Below are 20149 nucleotides of genomic sequence, written 5' to 3'. Positions count from 1 at the left end.
TCATATTTTTAAAAATGAATATATTAATCATCGAAGACGAAAAACCGGCAGCAAGACTATTGCAACGAAAAGTAGAGAAATTAGGTTTTACCGTGAATCAAATGTTACATTCAGTGGAAGAAGCTATAGTTTGGTTTCAGGCAAATGCCCAACCGGATCTGATTTTTTTAGACATTCAGTTGTCTGATGGTTTATCGTTTGAAATTTTTGAGCATTTTGATACAACCGATCCTATTAAAAGCGCCGTGATCTTTACGACCGCTTATGATGAATATGCGTTGCGGGCTTTTAAGTTGAATAGTATTGATTACTTGTTAAAGCCTATTGACGAAGAAGATTTAGAAGTAGCAGTTCGTAAATTTAAGGAACGTTCAGGAAATCAGCAGATTAATTTAGACTTTGATGCTATTAAGAGAATGTTGGTCAACCCTGTAGAAAAAGAGTATAAATCTCGTTTTTCAGTGAAAATAGGCAACCAGATCAAAGTGATTGCTATTGAAGAAGTAGAATGTTTTTATAGTGAAAACAAAGGGACCTATCTGCACACATTGGATAACCGTGATTATTTATTAGAAGGAACACTGGAAGTTTTAGAGAGTGAATTGAACCCGAAAGATTTTTTCAGGATCAATAGAAAATTTATCATTCCGTTAAAACCGATCCGTGAGATTCAGATGCACTCTAATTCCCGCTTAAAACTTATATTGCCAACGTATAAGGCGGATGAAGTAATTGTTGCACGTGAACGTGTAAATGATTTTAAAGATTGGATCGGGTAATTAAAAAAATAAGCGCCAATAGATAAAAAATCCAATTAAAACTAAATACAAAATATTGTTGAAACTAAAAGTTAGTAAGGCGAATGTATTCCACAATTTCTTTTTTATCAATTTGTAGTTAATTTTTAATAATGGAATTATAGCGATAGTCATTATATAAGGTAAATACGAAGTTAGAGTAACAAATACGCTATAAAAATCTTTGAAAGGTGCTGAAAAATAAAAGACATTACTATTAGTACTCAAAACAAACATGTAGTAAAACAATATTGGTCCCGTTGCTACTAAAAATAGTTTTACTGCATTGTATTTTTTTAATTTACGAGTTTTAAAATAATTGATGAGAAAATAAATAGAATTTACGATAAAAAATAATCCAGAAAGAACAAGGAAAAATCGGATAGCATTAGTGTTTTGCGGCGTTTTATAATGTGCCAATTGTTCAAATTCTTTGTTTCTCGGAAATAGAGTATCTATTTTTAAAATATGGTTTCCTTTTGCTAGTTCCTCTTTAATGTTAAACTGAATAGTCGTGTTATAATTATGATAAAAATATAGATTTATAGTTCCATTTGCATTATCCCAAATAGACGTTAAAAGAGTTCCATCTCCAATTTTATCTCGGCAAACGTGCATAGTGTCTGAAACGTTTTTACAAAATTCTAAATCTGTTTCGTACTTATCTTTTAAAAAAAGTACTCCGTTTTTATAGCGTGCTAGTCTAGTGGCATTTTCTTCCGAAGTAATAGATGGACAAAAATTGGATAATACGTAAGTTGGATTATTACCTTCGATAATTTTATAAGGTTCCACAACTATATAATCTCCGGATTTATCGATATAAATGAAAACATCATCAATAAAGAAACTTTGATCATATTTTTCAATGTATTCTTTAACTTCTGCTATTGTTTTACAAGTATGAAGAATATCTTTTAAATAAAATGTAGGATTTTTGATTTTTGATTTTGATTTAAGAGCTGAGTTTTCAATTTTTGGATGATAAGAAGCTAATCGGGAAAAAACTAATCCATATTCATTCATTCCGGATTGTGGTGCATAGCCGTTTTGACCGTCATGTCTTGAACCTGTAAAAGCAGCACCATAAGGAGAATTAATAGTTCCGATTTCAAACCAAATACGAGGTGTTGTGCGCCATGCGTCTTCATTACATCCTACAATAGTTTTACCATTTTTGGTTATTTTGTACATGCTACACGAATTTCCAATACTAATTGAAAAAAGGAATAAAATACTGAATAGAACTTTTAAACACTTCATAATATTTTTTATCGCTATAAGTAAAACGATTGAAGTGCTTAAATATTACAAAAACAAATTATTTACTCAAACGATGTAACGTATAAACCATAGTTGTTAATAAAACAAAAGCTACTAATTGATGTGCTAATCCTAACCATAACGGAACATGGAATAATAAAGTCATAACCCTAAAGTGAACTGAAGCAAGACAATCGCTATCAGTACATTCAATCCGTTTCGCTGTTGTTTATCCGTGCTGAACTTTCTACTTTTAAAATATAAAAGAAACATCATAAAAACAACAATATAAGCAAAAGTTCGGTGAATGAACTGAACGCCGCTTTTTCCTTCGGTAAATGATAATAAAAGATTAGGCTGTTCTAAGGTAATACTTTCATGAAAAAACTGTCCGTCACTCATTAAAGGCCAATGATTATGCACTAAACCGGCATCTAAACCGGCAACAAAGCCCCCGTAGATAATTTGTATAATTAAGGCTATCAGAGCAATTCGGGCAATTTTTTGTAAAGATACAACAGCCGCTTTTCTTTCCGGATACATCAGATCTAATGCAACCCAGAGAGTGTAGGCAAATGTAATAAAGGCAAATGTTAAATGTAACGCCAGTCTGAAATGACTTACATCCGGATTGTCAATTAAGCCGCTTTTAACCATGAACCAACCTAAAAAACCTTGAAATGCTCCCATTCCTAATAGAATGATACATTTTTTGATCGTTTCGCGATCGAGTTTCTTTCTGATTAAGAAATAAAGAAACGGAATGATAAAAACAACGCCTATGATCCTACCGATGAAACGATGAAACCATTCCCAAAAATAGATGAATTTGTAATCTTCAAGATTAAATCCGCCTGATTTGAACTGGTTGATCTTTTGGTATTCCGGAAAAGTTTTATAGGCTTCAAAAGCCTCGTTCCATTTTTCTTCTGAAGTAGGAGGAAAAGTATCGGTAATTAAATGCCAATCGGTCATCGACAAACCGGAATTGGTTAAGCGGGTAATTCCGCCGACCATTACCATAATAAAAAGTAATACACAACCTGAAAGTAGCCAAATGATGACTGGTTTATTCGATTTCATTGTCCGATTTAATTTTTGCAAAATTACTTGATTTTATTTCTTTGATTGTATAACAAATCATAAAGTTTACTGTAATACTTTTTCATAAGCTCTCCTTGCGTTTCCTCTTAAATAAACTTCACCACAATACTGATAGCCCATCCTGTCAAAGATCTTCATCATGGCATGATTATCAAAGTTTGTATCGACTTTAACGCTGAAAATATTTTGTTCTTTAGCATAGTTTTCAACATGTTCAATAATTACTTTGGATAAGCCTTGACCGAGAAAATTTTCATCGATTGCAATTCTGTGGATCACCACAAAATCAGAATCGGTTAACCATTTTCCGATAATGGTATCATAAGCAGGTTCAAAATTTTCAATTGCTGCACAATAGCCTATAACAGTTTCACTTTTAGTTAAAACAAATCCTGCATGATTCGCAATATCATTTTCAATTGATTGTTCATTCGGATATCCATCTTGCCATTGATCACTACCGTCTGCTTTTCTTCTCAAAATGGCTTGTCGGATTATTTTCCAGATAGTCTCTTTATCTTCAATTTTAGCTTTTCTAAAGGTATATGTTGTCATTCAATGCTCTAAAAATAATCCAACAGTATGTTTTCAACTTAACTTATTTTCTTTAATCCCATTTTTTCGGCTCTTGCCAAAATAAACCGGTAAGCAGCATCATATTCATTAGGAATTTCTCCTTCTAAGATAGCTTCTTTTACAGCTTCTTTTAGAACACCGATTTCTCTCCCGGGTTTCAGGTCAAACAATTGCATGATCTCTTCACCATCGATTGGCGGTTGAAAATTACGTACTCGGTCTTTTTCTTCAACTTCTACAATTTTTTCGCGAACGATCTTGAAATTGTTGTGGTATTTCTGAAACTTCTTAGGGTTTTTGGTTGTAATATCAGCTTCGCAAAGGGTCATAAGATTTTCCACATCGTCTCCGGCATCAAAAACCAATCGGCGAACAGCCGAATCAGTTACAATGTCCTGTGCGAGAACGATAGGTCGCGAACTCATCATGACCATTTTTTGTACGAACTTCATTTTCTGGTTTAGCGGCATGTGTAAACGTACAAAGATCTTCTTTACCATTTTTCCGCCTAAGAACTCGTGTCCGTGGAATGTCCAACCTTGTTTTTTGTTGAATTTTTTAGTGGGTGCTTTACCGATATCATGAAGCAAGGCAGCCCATCTTAACCATAGATCGTCTGTATTAGGGCAAATGTTATCGACTACTTCTAACGTGTGATAGAAATTGTTTTTATGTGTATGCCCTTCTACTTCTTCGACATTGTTCAAAGCTGTAAGTTCCGGTAAAATGAGATCTAGTAATCCTGTTTGGTGTAACAGCAGAAAACCGATGGAAGGTTTAGCTGTGACTAATATTTTATTCAGTTCGTCGATAATGCGTTCTCCGGAAATTATTTCAATACGCTCAGCATTTCTGCTTATGGCTTCAAGAGATTCTTTTTCAATTTCAAAATGCAATTGTGTAGCAAAACGAATAGCACGCATCATACGAAGCGGATCATCAGAATATGTGATGTCCGGATTTAATGGCGTACGGATAGTTTTGTTTTTCAGATCTTCAACGCCGTTGAACGGATCGATCAATTCACCGAAGTTATTTTCGTTCAGGGAGAAAGCCAAAGCATTGATCGTGAAGTCGCGGCGCTCCTGATCGTCTTTAAGTGTGCCGTTTTCTACTACCGGTTTTCTGCTTTCAAAATTGTAGCTTTCTTTACGGGCTCCCACAAATTCTACATCAATATCATTATAACGCAACATGGCGGTTCCGTAATTTTTGAAAACCTGAACTTTGGGTTGGTTCGGTAATAATTCCGAAACTTTTAAAGCCAGATCAATGCCGCTTCCTACCGCTACGATATCAATATCTTTTTTGTGATCACGTTGTAATAAAATATCGCGTACAAATCCGCCGATGACATAACTTTCAAGGTTAAGTTCTTTAGCGGCTTGAGCTACGATTTTAAAAACGTTATTGTCGAGATGTTGTTTGTAATTCATTATTCTTTGTTCTTTTTGTCATTTCGAACGTTTGATACTAAGAAAGGCAAACAAAGTTTGCGGTAAATAATATCGAGAAGGCTCAAATATGATGAGATCCTTCACTTTGTTCAGGATGACAAAGAGTCATTACTTTCGGATGATCTTCACTTGACTATCAAGTGTTAATTTGATAATTGTTGAAGGTTTATCGCAAATTTTATCGCGGTGCAAATTTACAACATAGTCAACACCTTTTATAATTTCAGGAGAAATTTCTTGAAAGGATTTCGGAGCAGGCTGTCCTGAAATATTTGCTGAAGTAGAAACCAAAGGTTTTCTCATTCGTTCCATGAGTTTGTAACAGAAGGGTTCGGATACTAAACGGATACCTAAAGTATTGTCGTCAGCAATAAGGTTTTTTGCTATGTTTTTCGGTTTGTCTAAAATAAGTGTTGTCGGCTTTTTGGTATTGTCCCAAATATCCCAGGCTACTTGTGGTATTTCGTTAAAAACCTGATACAACATCCGTTCACCGTTTACTAAAACAAGCATGCTTTTGCTTTCTTCCCGTTGTTTAAGGGCGTAAATTTTTTTTACGGCTTCTTCATTGGTTGCATCGCAACCGATTCCCCATACGGTATCGGTCGGGTAGAGAATAATGCCTCCTTTTTGAATGACTTCTAAGGCGTTTTGGATTTCGGTTTGCATAGTGTTATTCTATAGAATTGGTATTTTGCAATATTTTTTGCCAAGCAGCCAGGATGCTCTCTTCCTCTTTTTCCATACTGTAATTTGATGTGATGAAGGTTGAAGCTTTTTCTGCTTTTTCTTTAAATAGGGAGGGGTTATTATTGTATTCGCTTGTTATAGATTCAATGGTTTCAACAAATTCAATGATTTCCCCTTCTTTAATTTCAAATGAAAATTCCGGTTTAAAATATTCTTCTCCGCCTTGTCCGGAAAAACCGATAACAATGTTTCCTGCGGCCATTGCTTCTGCCGATGGTAGTCCGAACCCTTCTTTATGGTTCAGACTTAGGAAAAAAGTACTTTTTTTGAGAATATCAGAAACCTCTTTTTCTGATTTATTGTCAATTTCTGTGAATTGCCAGTCTTTTATTTTTTGGTGTGCTTTGAGTATTTGAATAATTTGAGTAATATCTTCTTTTCTTTTTCTCGGCATATAGGCAATTGTTTTTTCCTTGCTATTTGATTCACAAGAAAAAAGATTCTTATCTATACCTAGTTTAATTCTGTAAACTTTGGAGTCAGGATATACAAAGTTTAAATATTTTTCAGAATTTTCAGAGACAACGATTGACCCCAGAAAGGATTTGTCGGTGTAGATATTGCCTTTTTCAAAAGAGTCAGAAGAGCTATTGTCAAAAGTGTAAAAACAGTTTTGATTGAAGATGACTTTTTTCATGTCAGGTCTTATACAGTTTATATCCGGACCAAAAATTTCCGGAAATACCAGAATGCCGTTTTCGTCAATAGGGTCTTCACTTTTTGATCTTAGAAAGTTCTTAATAGATTTGTAGGTACCTGTCTTTTCTTTTAAGATCAATGTTTTTATTTCATTAAATAATGAGACATTATAGATGATCTTAGTGTTATTTTTAAACCATTGATGTCTGAACCCTTTTTTTCTGTGTACAACTTGCGCATCAAATCCGTTTTTATTCAGAATATCTACTTGACGGTATATTTGTTTTACCCCCCGGCCGGTGCTTTACTATCTGTACAGATAAAATATATTTTTGTACTATTCATGTTATTTACGACAATATTGTTTTTACCCAGTTTTCTAATTTATATTTATTGTAGATATCTTCAGGAATATCCTCGTAAGGTGTTTGTAGAAAAGACTCAGGAATACTCTCGGTATTTTCATCCCATATAAAGATATTGTTGGGGTTGTAGAAATCGTATTCTTTTATATATGGATTAGTTGTTATTAATTTCTTTTTTAAGCCTAAGGCTTCATAAGGTCTGAATGATAAGCCTACTTGTGTAGCGTGTTGAATGTCTAATATTATTGTAGTATTTTGGTTATAGATAAAGGCTTCGTTAAAGGGAACAATTTTATGTATAAAAGAAATGTTCTTATGGTTTACAGTTTTAGAAAGCCCTTTGTCGTATGAGAATAGTGTAGCATGTGCGTGTAAATTTTGAGAACTGATTCTTTCCAGTATATTTATTAAATTGTTATAGCGATCATCATAGGTTCCCAGAAAGAAAACATCATATTCCGGTTCTTTTGAATTATCACTGTTGTAGAAAAAATTATACCCTTTAATCATTCCGTATTTTTTACAATCGTATTTGTCAAAACTATATATTTTGTCAAAATATTTCATAGTTTCAAACTGACCTTCTATTTTTTCGAAACTATCCCAGTAATATACAATAGATTTATTGCATTTATTAGTAATTTCTTTAAGTTGTTTTTCAGTTAAAATGTCAGGTCTGTTAATATAAGCAATGTCATATTTTTCATATTCGTTTATTTTTTTTTCAAAATACTCTTTTTCATATATTTTTTTAATGTTTTTTCCTGTGAGTAGTTTTAAAAAAAAGTTATAAACTCTTTGTCCGAAATTTTTATATTTAAAGCCTTCGGCTCTGTTTGAAAAAGCAAATTGAACTTCATAATCGCTGAATTTTTCAAAACCTTCCAGAATCGTTTTGTAAAAACTATAATGATCCGGAGCAATATACAGAAGCCTTTTTTTTGAGGTACTCATTAAGAACTATGTTTAGATTATGTTTCCTGAAGTTTAATTTGATGTAAAAATAAGCAACAAAGATATTGTATGGATTCTAAAAATCATAGTTTGTTTTTAAGTATGAAAAGATTTTTAAACGTTCTAAGCAACTTCCATTTCTTTAATGTTATTTTATTATCTGACATTTTATATTTGTTAAAAATAATAGAGAACCATATATAAAATGTTTATTTTTGGCTTTTTATTTTCATTCAGACAAATGTTTTTTAAAAAAAGAGAGAGTAGACCATTAGATTTTTTAGTAATAGGAGCACAAAAATGTGGAACCACGGCTTTGTATTCTTATTTGAAGGAACATGAAGAAATAGGGATGTCTTTTAAAAAAGAAATGCACTTTTTTGATGATGAGACCTTATTTAGCGCAGATAAAGAAATTGACTATAAGGCTTATGAATCTTCGATTCAGGTAAAAACGGGCAAAGAAAAAATATACGGTGAGATAACACCGATCTATTTATATTGGCAGAACTCTTGTGAGAGAATTTGGCGATATAATAAAAATATAAAGTTGATAGCTATTTTAAGAAACCCCATTGAAAGAGCATTTTCTCATTGGAACATGTCAAGGGAAAGAGGAATAGAAAAACATACTTTTTATGAAGCGATTCTGTTAGAAGAGCAAAGACAAAAAGAAAGTTTACCATATCAAAACAGAGTGTTTTCTTATGTTGATAGAGGATTTTATTCAGAGCAGATCAGGAGATACAGAAGATTTTTTGATGATGATCATATACTTTTTATAAAGTATGAAGATTTTAAAGCGGATCAAAAAGAAAAATTAAATTCTATATTTGAATTTTTAAATGTAGATCCGTCCCGTTATGATTATGCTCATAAAATAATTCATAAAAGAGAATACGAATCAAAAATAACAGAGAAAGAGCGTCAGCTTCTTTTAGATACTTTTTATTATGATATAAAAGAAGTAGAAAGAATGTTAGGTTGGGATTGTTCAGATTGGCTAAAAAAAGAGAATGGATAAAAAAGTAATAGCTATAGGAGCGCTGGGAGGTAGTGGAACCAGAGCGGTTGCAAAAATAGTAAAAGAATCAGGTGTTTTTATTGGAGACGAATTAAATGGTCCTTTGGATAATCTGATTTTTACAAGACTTTTTAAAAATCCGAAATGGAATAAAAAAGCGGCTATAAGTGATATTAATTTTAGATTAAGTGTTTTTGAAAAATATATGAAAGGCGAGAAACTTGATTTCAGAAGCTTTTATGAACTATTGAAAGTAGCAAAATCAAATAAGTTATCTCCTTCTCGGTATAATTTTTATTTTAATGTTTTAAAGAGGCGGGCAATATTAGAAAAACCTAGAGATGTTTGGGGATGGAAAGAGCCTAATACACAGTTTTATATTAAAGAAGTTTTAGATTATTTTCCTGATCTGAAATACATTCATGTAATAAGAAATGGCTTAGATATGGCTTTTTCAACTAATAAACAGCAATTGCATAATTGGCATTGGAAGTTTAATATTGGCAAAGATTTTAAGAATAAAGAAAGTTTTAATCAACTGGATTTATGGATCCGTTCTACTAAAAAAGTTATCAAAATAGCTCAAGAAGAAAAATATAAAAACAGGATTTTAATACTAAACCATACAGCATTATGTGACAACCCTAAAGAAGAAATTGACAGGATCATAGATTTTTGTGGTATTCCGTTATCTCAGGAAAAGTTAAATAAGCTTTATGAGATACCCGGGGATAAAGGTTCTAACGATAGGTATAAAAATTATGATCTCTCAATATTTGATTCTGAACAGTTGAAATTTGTTGAAAGTATGGGCTTTAATCTAAATTATAAAAAATGATCTCTCATAAATATAAGTGTATATTCATTCATATATCAAAATGTGCAGGAACATCAATAGAAGAAGCTTTTGGTGTAGACTCAGATAAATGGGATCAGCCGTCTTATGAAAATCTGTACGGTTGGTGTCCGAAAGAAAAACTCTTTCTGCAACATGCAACTCCTCAGCAGTTACTGGATAAAAATTATATTTCTAAAGAGCAATGGGAAACGTATTATAAGTTTATTGTCGTAAGAAACCCTTATGACAGAGCATTTTCGGATTATAATTGGGTGAAAAAAAATTTAGGGATCAAGAGAGCCGGTTTTTCAAGTTTTATAAATGCTAAAGGTAAGTTTTATAACTGTCTGAACGTTAAAAACCTTGATTATAGAGGAGATCATTTATACACTCAAAAATCATATTTTATATTGAATGATGATTTAATAGAGTATGACAAAGTGTTGAGGTTTGAAAGTTTAAAAGAGGATCTTTCAGAACTTATTAAAGATCTGGGAGTAGAGAAAACTTTTTTCTCAGCAAAGCATAATGTTAACGACGATAAAAAGAAAAAGCATTATTCTCATTTTTATAATTTCGCAAGAAAGAATATTTTAGAGCGAAAATACAAAGAAGATATAGCGTTCCTGAATTATTCATTTGAAGATAAGAGAACCTTTTTTGAAAAGATATTTTAAACGAAATAAAATCTAGTTTTCTGATTTTATTTCGTTTAAAAAGTTAATTCTTAAGAATAGTAGAAATCCAGCTTTTTAGAGTGTATTTATTGTAGATATTTTCCGGAATTTGTTCATATTCATCACTGAAAAAATCGTTGGGAATATTTATTTCGTCATCTTCAATCACAAAGATGTTTTTAGGGTTATAGAAATCGTATTCTTTAATGGATTGGTTCGTCGTGATGATCTTTTTTTCCAAAGCCAAAGCTTCAAAAATTCTAAAACTAAGCCCGTTTTGGTCTTTTCGCAGAATGTCTAAAATGATATCGCATTGTTCTAAATATTCTTTGACTTCTTTTTGCGAGATGCGTTTATTTGTAAAAATAGCATTTTCAATGAAGTCTTCAGGTTTCTTTTTGTTGAAGAAAATAGTTTGGTGAGAGATATTTTGGCGATCCAGAAAATCAACGATTTTTCGAAAAGTTGAGAAGCGCTCATCGATTGAAGCGATAGAGAAAACTTTATATTTTATTTGCTTTTCCTCATTGTGCGGCTCCTTATCTAAAGGGATATAGTTCGGTAAAAAAGTTAAATTGTATTTTTTGACATCATCTTTGTCAAAAGAATAAACCTTGTCAAAAATTTTTAAAATAGGTCGGGCATCATATCTTTCAAGGCTATCATACAAATAAGCAATGTAAGAAGAAGAAAATTGTTTGATTTTAAGATGTGTCTCTTTTGAAACCCATTCAGGGTTTATCACTATAATTTTGTCGAAATCTGAATGCGAACGAAGCTGTTCAATAATATATTCTTCTGCTTTAATCCGCTTAATATTTTTCTTAAAAAAAGTTTTTTGAATGGAATTATGGATTCTTTCGAAAATGTGTTTGTACTTGTATTTGAATTGGCTAATTCTGATATGTTTAGCTTCATGACCTAATTCGTTCAGTTTAGCTACAATTTTTTCATCATATCCCCAAATATCAAAGCTTATTATACAGATTCTCATAGAATTTTTATATTTTTGCAAAAGTAACAATAAATTGGGTTTGAAAAAGATTTGTGTTGGTTTTTTGCTTTCGTATGACTATGAAAAGTTAAAGATATCTATTCCTTTGGTTTATAGAGATTCTGATAGGATTTTTATTGCAATTGATAGGGATAATCTTACTTGGTCAGGAAATAAGTTTGAGGTCAATGAAAGCTTTTTCGAATGGCTCAAAACCTTTGATGTCGATAATAAAATCGAACTGTATTACGAATCTTTTTACGTTCCTTCACTGTCAACTGAAGAAATGGATACCAGAGAACGGACAATGTTATCTGAAAAGATGGGGATAGGGAATTGGCTTATACAAGTTGATTGCGACGAATATTTTGTAGATTTTGCAGGTTTTGTCAAACAATTGAGAAAGTACGACCACTACTTAGATTTTCCAATCAAAGATAAAATTCAGATAGCAGCTTTTTGGGTCATTATATATAAATATACAGAGAAAGGCTTCCTCTATGTAGATAAGCCCATGAAAGCAATTTTTGCAACAAACTATCCTAATTATAAGTCTTTTAGAAGAACACATGAGAGAACTATTTATCTCGATAACTTAGTTTTACATGAATCCGTTGCTAGAACTGAAGAAGAACTTGAGTTTAAATTAAAGAACTGGGGCATAATACACAAGTAAATGAGACTTTTTTGGCGAAATGGAAGAAAGTTGATGAGACGAATTACAAAGAACTTAAAGACTTTTATTATATAGAGCCGGAACGTTGGAAAACTTTAGGTTTTTTCCCGGTAAAAGAGCTTTCAGAAATTAATTTTTACACCAATAAAGACAAAAAATTAAAATTGACCAAGAGCTTTTTGTTCTTTAAAAACTTTGGGCAATGGTTTAAATTCCGGATTCTGAAACCGATTTCTTCAAAAGATAAAAACTGAATTCTCCTTAAAAATAGAATTTGAAAAGCATTAGGAACCTAACAAATGAATATAGTTATAGTAAATAAAGGATTGCCTATTCCTGCCGTTCATTATGGGGGAACAGAAAGGGTGATCTGGGGGTTAGGTTATGAGCTAACTAAAATGGGACACGACGTTACATTTATAACTCCTCCGGGGTCTAAGTGTGATTTTGCAAGAGTAATCCCTTTAGATGAGAACAAATCTATTAATGAATTAATTCCGGCAGAAACTGATATTGTTCATTTTAATTCTTTTCTCGATGAGAGTTGTAATTTCCCTTTTGTTTTTACATTACACGGAAACAATCCGGAAGAGCATGAGATAAATCCGTATACAATTTATATTTCAAAGAATCAGGCAGAAAGAAATGGAGGGAAAACTTTTGTGTACAACGGATTACTCTGGGAAGATTATCCTGAAGTTTCTCTTACTAAACAACGTAAATACCTGCACTTTTTAGGTAAAGCGAGATGGAAAGTTAAAAACTTTGCAGGGGCTTGTGAGATTGCTTTGAAGGCTAATGAAAAGTTGTTAGTCATGGGAGGCAAAAGATTTGAATGGTATAATTTTAAGAATAAACCCTTTTATACTTTAAATCCGAAGATTCAGTATTTGAACTTCGTAGATAATTCTAAAAAGATAAGCATTATTGAGGAGTCAAAAGGTTTGGTTTTCCCTGTAAAATGGCACGAACCTTTCGGATTGGCAATAATTGAGAGTATGTATGCCGGAGCTCCGGTTTTTGGAACAGAAATGGGATCCTTGCCGGAATTGGTAAAATCAGAAGTCGGTTTTTTAAGTGATGACTACGATAAGATCGCAGATGTGATTAAGAACTCCTCTTTTTCGGCTAAAGTCTGCCACGAATATGTTGTAGAAAATTTTAGTGCTAGGATAATGGCAGAAAATTATTTAAAACAATACGAGAAAGTTTTAAATGGAGAAAAACTGAATTGATTTTTTCTACAATTTTACTTGTAAATATTGATCAATCCCTTTTTCTGTGAATTTGATCTTTTTTAAAGCCGTTTCATCCTCAATGGACTGATTAATTGTTACTCTGTCCTTTTTTAATTCTTTGTGATAGATATGATAGGCTATAGCAACATTTTTAAGCCTTCTGCCTTTTATCCCTGCATTATGAAATCTTTCTATGAGTTCAGAGTCTTCCATTCCCCAACCGTTGAACTTTTCATTATAGCCGTTTATAGCAATAAAATCTTTTTTCCAGAAAGACACATTACAGCCCCGTAATTTTTTTGACCTTTTGGAAGTTGTTTTTATAAAGTTCATTAGGAAAGGAAACCGTATGGTTCTTGTTCTTTTTTTAATTCCTTTTGAAAAAGGTGAAAAATCGATTATCTTGTGGGTAAGTACACGATTGAGTGCCTTTTCCTGGATATTAGATCTGGAGCCGAACAAATAATGATTATCAAGAGCGTATGTTAAGTGGTCTTTGATAAAATGCTGATGCATAATAATATCACCGTCAATCTGAATAATATATTCATATTTTGATTGAGCAATGGCTTTATTTAAAATAGTAGCTTTTTGGAAGCCATTGTCTTCTTGCCAGACATGTAGTAAAGGGACAGGGAATTTTTTTTGAAATTTTTGAATTAGAAGCACAGTATCTTCGTTTGAACCATCATCAGCAATTATTACTTCATCCGGCAGATGGCTCTGTCTTAAAACACTCAGCAGGAGTAATTCTAAGGCACTTGGCCAGTTATAAGTAGAAGCAATTAATGTGCATTTCGGGAAAAGGTTCATTTTAATATGTAATAAAGTTAATCTATATGTCTATACTTCATCCATAAAAATAATTCTTCTTTGAACTTTTTAAAAGCTAATAGATTTGCCAAAATTAAGCCGTTAAATCCATTAAAAATACATTTCATAAAAAAAAGTTCATACAAAAATACTTTAAAAGGTTCATTTAATATCCTGATCAAATAACTTTTTTTTCTTAATCTATAGGAGCGCATCGCATTTATTTGAGCTTCAATGGTAAGTAGAGAGTTGAATTGATCAAAATTATTATAAGGATGATAGTTAATCAGTTGTTTAGAAGTATAAAGGACAGGTTTAATCTTTTGCTCTGAAATGAAGAAAGCTTTAAAATATTCCTTGCTGAAAAGTACAGGAATAGTTTTTTTAGATAAACTGCTGTAGTTTATGGAGCCATCAATGAAATCAATTTGCTTTTTAAAAGCTAAACATTTATCAGGATGCCGTTTGTCTATAAAGGTTTTAAATTCTGTTACAGTGTCATCATGAATTCTGTCAAATGGTGATAGAATCAGGAAAAAATCTGCATCAGATGAGTTATAGATTTTTTTATAGCTAATTTCTAAATCAAAATCAGTACAGTCTAAAAATGTAACCTCCCGAGAGGTAGATTTTATATCGCTATTATCAAATGAAAGTATAAAAATTTCAGAGATAAAATCATTTAATGAGTTGATAAGCGGCTCAAAATTAATATTTTGATGGTATTGGAATGTAATTAAGGCTACCTTGTTTTTCAACTGTTTTTTTATTAAAATGAAAACAAATTTAGTAAAATAATGAGTACTTTTGCAATTATTGCAAAAATATGAAGAAGCTACCGGTCTTAATGTATCACAATTTCACGACCATTAAAGAGAAGGGGAGTGGGCTGACAATTCATGCAGATCTTTTTGAATCCCAATTACAATATTTGGTAAAAAAGAACTACAAAGGACTGCATTTTAAGGATATAATAGCAAATAAGGATTTGCCGGAAAAAAGTATTATTTTAACTTTTGATGATGTAACGGTAAACCAATTGGAAATAGCACTTCCTTTACTTCAAAAGTATAATTTTAAAGCAACATTCTTTATACCGTTTGCTTATGTTGGAAAGTCAGATCTGTGGAATTCCGGTACCGAAAAGATCATGACTGTTGAGCAACTTAAATCTTTACCGGCTGATCTTATTGAATTAGGGCATCATTCTTTCGAACATAAAAGGTTTAAAGCGTTATCAATCCTTGAAGCTAAAACAGATTTAGAACGATCAAACCAATTTATAAAAGACAATCAACTCGAAGTAGTGCCGGCCATTGCATATCCCTATGGAAGTTATCCTAAAGAGGTACAAAAGTTCAAGGAGTTTAAAACAGTTTTAAAAGAAAGCGGGATATTGTTCGGATTAAGAATCGGAAACAAGATCAATAGGTTTCCTTTTAAAGAACCTTATCTGATTAAAAGAGTTGATGTAAAAGGAGAAGATAATCTTCTGATATTCAGGATAAAATTGCTTTTCGGAAGAATAAAATTATTTTAAACCTTTTTTGATCAGATACATTTTAGCATATCTGGAAAAAACTCCGTAGGCGTTAATACTGGCAATAGCTAAGCCGGGAACGCCATCTAAAAAACCTCTTTTCAAAATAAAAGATGAAAAAAAGCGGTAAAATGGCTTGAAGATCAATTTAAAAGTAGAGGCTTTCTTTCCTTTTTTAGTTTCCATATTAGCCTGAAACCAGGCATACGAATCCTTTTTTTGTAAAAAATGGTTTAACCCTTTATAGGTATAATGGAGCATAAAATTTTTTAAGATACCTATTTCTCCTTCAACATGAAGTTTTTCATGAACATCACCGGAAAACGAAACACCGTTATTTTTAACCAATCGTAAAACTCTGTCTACTTTGTGGTATAAAAAACGGTTCATATAGAAATGAGGAAAATTGATTTTGTATCCATCATACCTGCGTGATTCAATGGCTTTAAGGATCTCTGCTTTTAACCTTTGAGTTACCCTTTCATCTGCATCAATAAATAAGATCCAGTCACTTTTAACCTGAATTAAAGCGAAGTTCTTCTGGTTAGAAAAGTTGTCAAATTTTCGTTTTAGAACTTTACAGCCTAATTCTTCTGCTAATTCAGCCGTACCGTCTGTGCTATAAGAATCTATCACAATAATTTCATCCGCAAAATCAACTGACCGGATAGCATCTTCCAGATAGTCAATTTCATTATAGGTAGGGATGATAACGCTTAACGTTGGCATAATTAGTTTTTCAAATAAGTAAGCAAATTTAAAAAAATGAAGTAAATTTGCCCTATGAAAAAAGAAATTTCTGTAATTATCAGTACATATAATTCACCGGAATGGTTGCAAAAAGTGTTGTGGGGCTATAATACTCAAAACTATAGGAACTTTGAATTGATTCTTGCGGACGATGGATCTAAACAGCCTACTTTTGATTTGATTGAACAGATGAAGAAAGAGGTTTTTTACCCTATAATCCATGTTTGGCACGAGGACAACGGTTTTCAAAAATCACAGATATTAAATAAAGCGATCGAAGCTTGTACCACAGACTACATTTTAATGTCGGACGGAGACTGCATTCCAAGACCTGATTTTGTAGAGCAGCACATTAAATACAGAGAAGAAAATCATTTTTTATCCGGAGGATATCATAAATTACCGATGAACCTTTCCAAAATGATTACCAAAGGTGACATTTACTCCAATAGGTGTTTTGATTTGTTCTGGTTGAAGAAACATGGTATGAAAACCTCTTTTAAAAATTTAAAAGTATATGCTAAAGGCTGGTTCAGTGATATTTTAAATTTTTTGACACCTACAACGCCAAGTTGGAACGGTCACAATTCATCAGGTTGGAAAAGAGATATTGTAGCAATTAACGGTTTTGACGAACGAATGCAGTACGGAGGACAAGACAGAGAGTTAGGCGAACGTTTGGTGAATTACGGGATTAAACCCAAACAAATCCGCTACAGCACTGTTTGTTTGCACTTAGACCACCCGAGAGGTTACGCTACCAAAGAATCTATTGATAAAAATAAAAATATCAGAAAAGAAACGCGTACCGAAAAGAAAAAGTGGACACCTTACGGGATTGTAAAATCATAATTTGTTTGCTAAAAAGCTTTCCATCTTCGGGATAATGATTTCAGGGGTTAGTTCTCTATACATGATACTAGGATTAGCCTCTATTTTTTTGCGCTCTGCAAACGTAAAAGCAGAATACAATTCCGGTTTTTCTTCTAACAGATGGACGGAAGCATGTAACTTGCCATCTTCAAAACTAGCCCAGTGATCTTTATTGACATAAGGAGAGAAAATAGTAAAAGTAGGTTTGTTTAGAGCCTTAGCGATATGAACGGCACCACCTTCATTACCGATAAAAACATCGCATTGGTACATTAGAGTGATAAAATCACGAATGGATTGCGCATAAAGATCAATCAGTATGTTTTCCTTATGTTCGCATAAATTGTATATTTTTAAAGCTTCTTCTTTTTGTTTGGGAGCGTAATTAAAAATAATATTGATATCATATTGCTTAACCAGAAAATCACAGATTGCGGCAACATAATCATAAGGCATTGATTTTTGCGGTGTGCTGCCTAAGACGCCTAAAATAACTGTTTTCTTTCCGTTAGCATCAAACCATTTTTTGTTTTTCTCAGCTTCTGATAAGAAAAGTTTAGGGTAATAGTCAAATTCAGCATTAGGTTCAATTTGCTTAATTAACTCAATTCTGTCTTCAATAGCTTTTCCGCTATTATGACTTTTCTCTTTAAGATGCTCTACAGGATGAGTATAGAATCCGAGATTTCCCATTTTTTTCCGACTCTTATTCCCGATGGTTATTCTGGCACCGCCAAATTTACAGATCAATCGGCTTTGCGTTTTTGAATAAGGGTCAAAAATGATATCGTATTTTTCTTTTCGTATCTGACCGATAAAAAGAAAGAGGTTCTTTAAATTCTTTAATTTTTTTTCTTCAATAGGAATTATTTTATCTATATTGGGATTGTGTTCAAGGACACCGGTAGTAAAATCATAAGCCATGAAATGAATTTCAGCATCTGGGTGTATCCTTTTATAATTATTTGCAATTATAGAGCTGATCAAAACATCGCCAATCCTTTTATTTTGGATGATTAAAACTTTCATGATAAAATAATTTCTTGGTGCAAAGTACTATTTTTTATACTTTTAAGCCAAAATTTAATTCAACATTTGTGAACATACGCATTTATACGAATCATACTATTGATCAAAGTATTATAAAACAATTGATTACAGATCTTCCGGCAAATAAAGATGTTTTAGTTGAGGGAAAAAGAAATGTAATTAAAAAAGCTTCGTATAATGGTGCGGCAGTTACAATCAAGCAATTTAAAAGATTAAATTTTCTTAAAGCAATTATTTATACGTACTTCCGGGAAAATAAAGCAAAACGTTCTTTTGAATATGCAGCATACCTATTAGAACACGGAATTCTGACGCCTAAGCCTTATGCTTATGTTGAGGTGAGGAACGCTTTGGGACTATTATCTGAATGCTACTATGTTTGCGAATTGATCCGGTATGATTTTACTATCAGGGAAATTATTCACGACCCGTTATTTCCGGACAGAGAGAAAGTTTTAGAAGGTTTTACGGAGTTTTCATTTAAACTGCATGAAGCAGATGTGAATTTTTTAGATCATTCGCCGGGAAATACTTTAATTGTTAAAGACGGAGATCATTATAAATTCTATCTGATAGACCTTAATAGAATGAAATTTCAGAAAATGTCTCTTGAAGACAGAATGAATAACCTGAAAAAACTTTGGTTCTCTAAGGATATGATTCGTCTGATCTCAAAAAAGTATGAACAACTAAGTGGTTTGTCAGCAACAGAACTATCAGCTGAGCTGTTAAAGAAAACCAATAGTTTTAAAAAGAAAATTTACAGAAAAAAGTACTTAAAAAGAAAGTTGAAAGGAATATTCTAAATAAAAAAAAGGATTCAATTTCAATTGAATCCTTTTTTTTATTTATTTTAAACGGCTACATTGTATTCTCTTAAAGCATCGTTCAGAGATGTTTTCAGATCGGTTGAAGCTTTTCTTTTACCAATGATTAAAGCACAAGGAACCTGATAGTCACCGGCAGGAAATTTTTTGGTATAACTTCCCGGAATAACGACAGAACGTGCCGGAACAATTCCCTTATATTCAACCGGTTCATTACCGGTAACGTCAATAATTTTAGTGGAAGCGGTCAGTACAACATTAGCACCTAAAACGGCTTCTTTTTCCACTCTTACACCTTCAACAACAATACTTCTTGATCCTAAAAAAGCACCATCTTCAATGATTACAGGAGCTGCTTGTAACGGTTCCAATACACCACCGATTCCAACACCACCACTTAAGTGAACGTCTTTCCCGATCTGAGCACAACTTCCCACGGTAGCCCAAGTGTCAACCATAGTTCCCGCATCAACATAAGCCCCGATATTAACATAACTAGGCATCATGATTACTCCGGAAGAAATATAAGCCCCGTGACGAGCCACTGCATTAGGAACTACACGAATCCCTTTCTCAGCATATCCTCTTTTTAAAGGCATTTTATCGTGATACTCAAAAATTCCGGCTTCGAGAGTCTCCATCTTTTGAATAGGAAAATATAAAACAACGGCTTTCTTTACCCATTCGTTTACTTGCCAACCTTTTTCTGTAGCTGTAGGTTCAGCAACACGAAGTGTCCCGTTGTCTAGCAATTCAATCACTTCTCTGATAGTCTTCTGTGTATTCTCGTTTTGTAATAGGGAACGGTCTTCCCAAGCCTGCTCTATAATAGTTTGTATCGCTTGCATTTTTTTAATTTTTGTGCAAAGATATAATCTTTTTTACAGATAAAATTTTGGTTTCAAAGGCTATTTTGTGAAAAAAATGAATATTCTTCTATCACA

22 protein-coding genes and 1 pseudogene are annotated in these 20149 nt (G+C 32.5%); 10 read left to right on the top strand and 13 right to left on the bottom strand.

Translation table 11 applies throughout. The features are described from left to right. Positions 1-14 precede the first annotated feature (14 nt). Positions 15-779, top strand: a complete 765-nt coding sequence (locus DI487_RS01650; RefSeq protein WP_109568109.1) for a LytR/AlgR family response regulator transcription factor — start codon at positions 15-17, stop codon at positions 777-779. Here the strand turns inward: DI487_RS01650 and DI487_RS01645 are convergent, their stop codons facing one another. The 7 genes and pseudogenes from DI487_RS01645 to DI487_RS01615 all read right to left on the bottom strand — a co-directional run bounded on the left by DI487_RS01645 (position 780) and on the right by DI487_RS01615 (position 7905). Continuing rightward, complete coding sequence (locus DI487_RS01645) at positions 780-1991, bottom strand: Ntn hydrolase family protein (RefSeq protein WP_109568108.1); 1212 nt, start codon at positions 1989-1991, stop codon at positions 780-782. Positions 1992-2118: 127 nt separating this feature from the next. Further along, positions 2119-3143, bottom strand: a pseudogene (locus tag DI487_RS01640) (COX15/CtaA family protein). Between the two features lie 66 nt (positions 3144-3209). Continuing rightward, positions 3210-3719: a GNAT family N-acetyltransferase gene (locus tag DI487_RS01635; RefSeq protein WP_109568107.1), complete on the bottom strand. Its 510-nt coding sequence runs from the start codon at positions 3717-3719 to the stop codon at positions 3210-3212. A gap of 38 nt (positions 3720-3757) precedes the next feature. Beyond that, on the bottom strand, positions 3758-5176 hold the full coding sequence (locus tag DI487_RS01630; RefSeq protein WP_109568106.1) for a CCA tRNA nucleotidyltransferase: 1419 nt from the start codon (positions 5174-5176) through the stop codon (positions 3758-3760). Positions 5177-5305: 129 nt separating this feature from the next. After that, the gene (locus DI487_RS01625) at positions 5306-5866 is read right to left on the bottom strand and encodes an L-threonylcarbamoyladenylate synthase (protein ID WP_109568105.1); all 561 of its coding nucleotides are present in this window, start codon (positions 5864-5866) and stop codon (positions 5306-5308) included. A gap of 4 nt (positions 5867-5870) precedes the next feature. After that, the gene (locus tag DI487_RS01620; protein WP_109568104.1) at positions 5871-6725 is read right to left on the bottom strand and encodes a glycosyltransferase; all 855 of its coding nucleotides are present in this window, start codon (positions 6723-6725) and stop codon (positions 5871-5873) included. A 211-nt stretch (positions 6726-6936) separates the two neighbouring features. Continuing rightward, positions 6937-7905 (bottom strand): lipopolysaccharide core biosynthesis protein rfaS, encoded by a 969-nt coding sequence (locus tag DI487_RS01615; RefSeq protein ID WP_109568103.1) that lies wholly within the window; start codon positions 7903-7905, stop codon positions 6937-6939. A 205-nt stretch (positions 7906-8110) separates the two neighbouring features. Between DI487_RS01615 and DI487_RS01610 the strand changes: the two genes are divergently transcribed. From DI487_RS01610 to DI487_RS01600, 3 genes are read left to right on the top strand one after another with little or no spacing between them, the layout of a single operon-like run. Then, entirely contained in the window at positions 8111-8929 is an 819-nt protein-coding gene (locus tag DI487_RS01610) for a sulfotransferase domain-containing protein (RefSeq protein ID WP_109568102.1), read from the top strand. Further along, on the top strand, positions 8922-9767 hold the full coding sequence (locus DI487_RS01605; RefSeq protein WP_109568101.1) for a sulfotransferase family protein: 846 nt from the start codon (positions 8922-8924) through the stop codon (positions 9765-9767). Before DI487_RS01610 ends, DI487_RS01605 begins: the two co-directional genes overlap by 8 nt. Then, positions 9764-10444, top strand: a complete 681-nt coding sequence (locus DI487_RS01600; protein ID WP_109568100.1) for a sulfotransferase family 2 domain-containing protein — start codon at positions 9764-9766, stop codon at positions 10442-10444. The genes DI487_RS01605 and DI487_RS01600 overlap by 4 nt, the downstream gene beginning before the upstream one ends. Before the next feature lie 43 nt (positions 10445-10487). Here the strand turns inward: DI487_RS01600 and DI487_RS01595 are convergent, their stop codons facing one another. Further along, the gene (locus DI487_RS01595) at positions 10488-11438 is read right to left on the bottom strand and encodes a hypothetical protein (protein WP_109568099.1); all 951 of its coding nucleotides are present in this window, start codon (positions 11436-11438) and stop codon (positions 10488-10490) included. 40 nt (positions 11439-11478) lie between these two features. Between DI487_RS01595 and DI487_RS01590 the strand changes: the two genes are divergently transcribed. The 3 genes from DI487_RS01590 to DI487_RS01585 are packed head-to-tail and all read left to right on the top strand — an operon-like array spanning position 11479 to position 13349. After that, positions 11479-12114, top strand: a complete 636-nt coding sequence (locus tag DI487_RS01590; RefSeq protein WP_317046250.1) for a hypothetical protein — start codon at positions 11479-11481, stop codon at positions 12112-12114. An 11-nt stretch (positions 12115-12125) separates the two neighbouring features. Further along, positions 12126-12368 (top strand): hypothetical protein, encoded by a 243-nt coding sequence (locus DI487_RS16505; RefSeq protein ID WP_317046249.1) that lies wholly within the window; start codon positions 12126-12128, stop codon positions 12366-12368. Positions 12369-12413: 45 nt separating this feature from the next. After that, complete coding sequence (locus DI487_RS01585; protein WP_109568098.1) at positions 12414-13349, top strand: glycosyltransferase; 936 nt, start codon at positions 12414-12416, stop codon at positions 13347-13349. Between the two features lie 6 nt (positions 13350-13355). On the opposite strand, the gene DI487_RS01580 is transcribed toward DI487_RS01585, so the two are convergent. Beyond that, a complete protein-coding gene (locus tag DI487_RS01580) occupies positions 13356-14165 on the bottom strand; it encodes a glycosyltransferase family 2 protein (protein WP_109568097.1) in 810 nt (269 codons plus the stop codon). A 17-nt stretch (positions 14166-14182) separates the two neighbouring features. Beyond that, the gene (locus tag DI487_RS01575) at positions 14183-14923 is read right to left on the bottom strand and encodes a hypothetical protein (RefSeq protein WP_109568096.1); all 741 of its coding nucleotides are present in this window, start codon (positions 14921-14923) and stop codon (positions 14183-14185) included. 68 nt (positions 14924-14991) lie between these two features. On the opposite strand from DI487_RS01575, the gene DI487_RS01570 reads away from it, so the two are divergent. After that, positions 14992-15705: a polysaccharide deacetylase family protein gene (locus DI487_RS01570; RefSeq protein ID WP_109568095.1), complete on the top strand. Its 714-nt coding sequence runs from the start codon at positions 14992-14994 to the stop codon at positions 15703-15705. On the opposite strand, the gene DI487_RS01565 is transcribed toward DI487_RS01570, so the two are convergent. Then, positions 15697-16434 carry a glycosyltransferase family 2 protein gene (locus DI487_RS01565; RefSeq protein WP_109568094.1) on the bottom strand — a complete coding sequence of 246 codons (738 nt, stop codon included), beginning with the start codon at positions 16432-16434 and terminating at the stop codon, positions 15697-15699. The genes DI487_RS01570 and DI487_RS01565 overlap by 9 nt on opposite strands. 54 nt (positions 16435-16488) lie before the next feature. On the opposite strand from DI487_RS01565, the gene DI487_RS01560 reads away from it, so the two are divergent. Then, the gene (locus tag DI487_RS01560; protein ID WP_109568093.1) at positions 16489-17307 is read left to right on the top strand and encodes a glycosyltransferase family 2 protein; all 819 of its coding nucleotides are present in this window, start codon (positions 16489-16491) and stop codon (positions 17305-17307) included. Here DI487_RS01560 and DI487_RS01555 read toward each other — a convergent pair. After that, positions 17302-18357 carry a glycosyltransferase family 9 protein gene (locus DI487_RS01555; RefSeq protein ID WP_109568092.1) on the bottom strand — a complete coding sequence of 352 codons (1056 nt, stop codon included), beginning with the start codon at positions 18355-18357 and terminating at the stop codon, positions 17302-17304. The two genes, DI487_RS01560 and DI487_RS01555, sit on opposite strands and share 6 nt — an antisense overlap. A gap of 68 nt (positions 18358-18425) precedes the next feature. On the opposite strand from DI487_RS01555, the gene DI487_RS01550 reads away from it, so the two are divergent. After that, complete coding sequence (locus DI487_RS01550; RefSeq protein WP_245896491.1) at positions 18426-19184, top strand: lipopolysaccharide kinase InaA family protein; 759 nt, start codon at positions 18426-18428, stop codon at positions 19182-19184. A gap of 47 nt (positions 19185-19231) precedes the next feature. On the opposite strand, the gene DI487_RS01545 is transcribed toward DI487_RS01550, so the two are convergent. Then, a complete protein-coding gene (locus DI487_RS01545; protein WP_109568091.1) occupies positions 19232-20053 on the bottom strand; it encodes a 2,3,4,5-tetrahydropyridine-2,6-dicarboxylate N-succinyltransferase in 822 nt (273 codons plus the stop codon). Between the last annotated feature and the right edge of the window lie 96 nt (positions 20054-20149).

The organism is Flavobacterium sediminis (assembly GCF_003148385.1).
GTDB classification, from domain to species: Bacteria; Bacteroidota; Bacteroidia; order Flavobacteriales; family Flavobacteriaceae; genus Flavobacterium; species Flavobacterium sediminis.
Note: the sequence above shows the minus strand (reverse complement) of the source record. Positions and strands in the feature narration are given on the sequence as shown.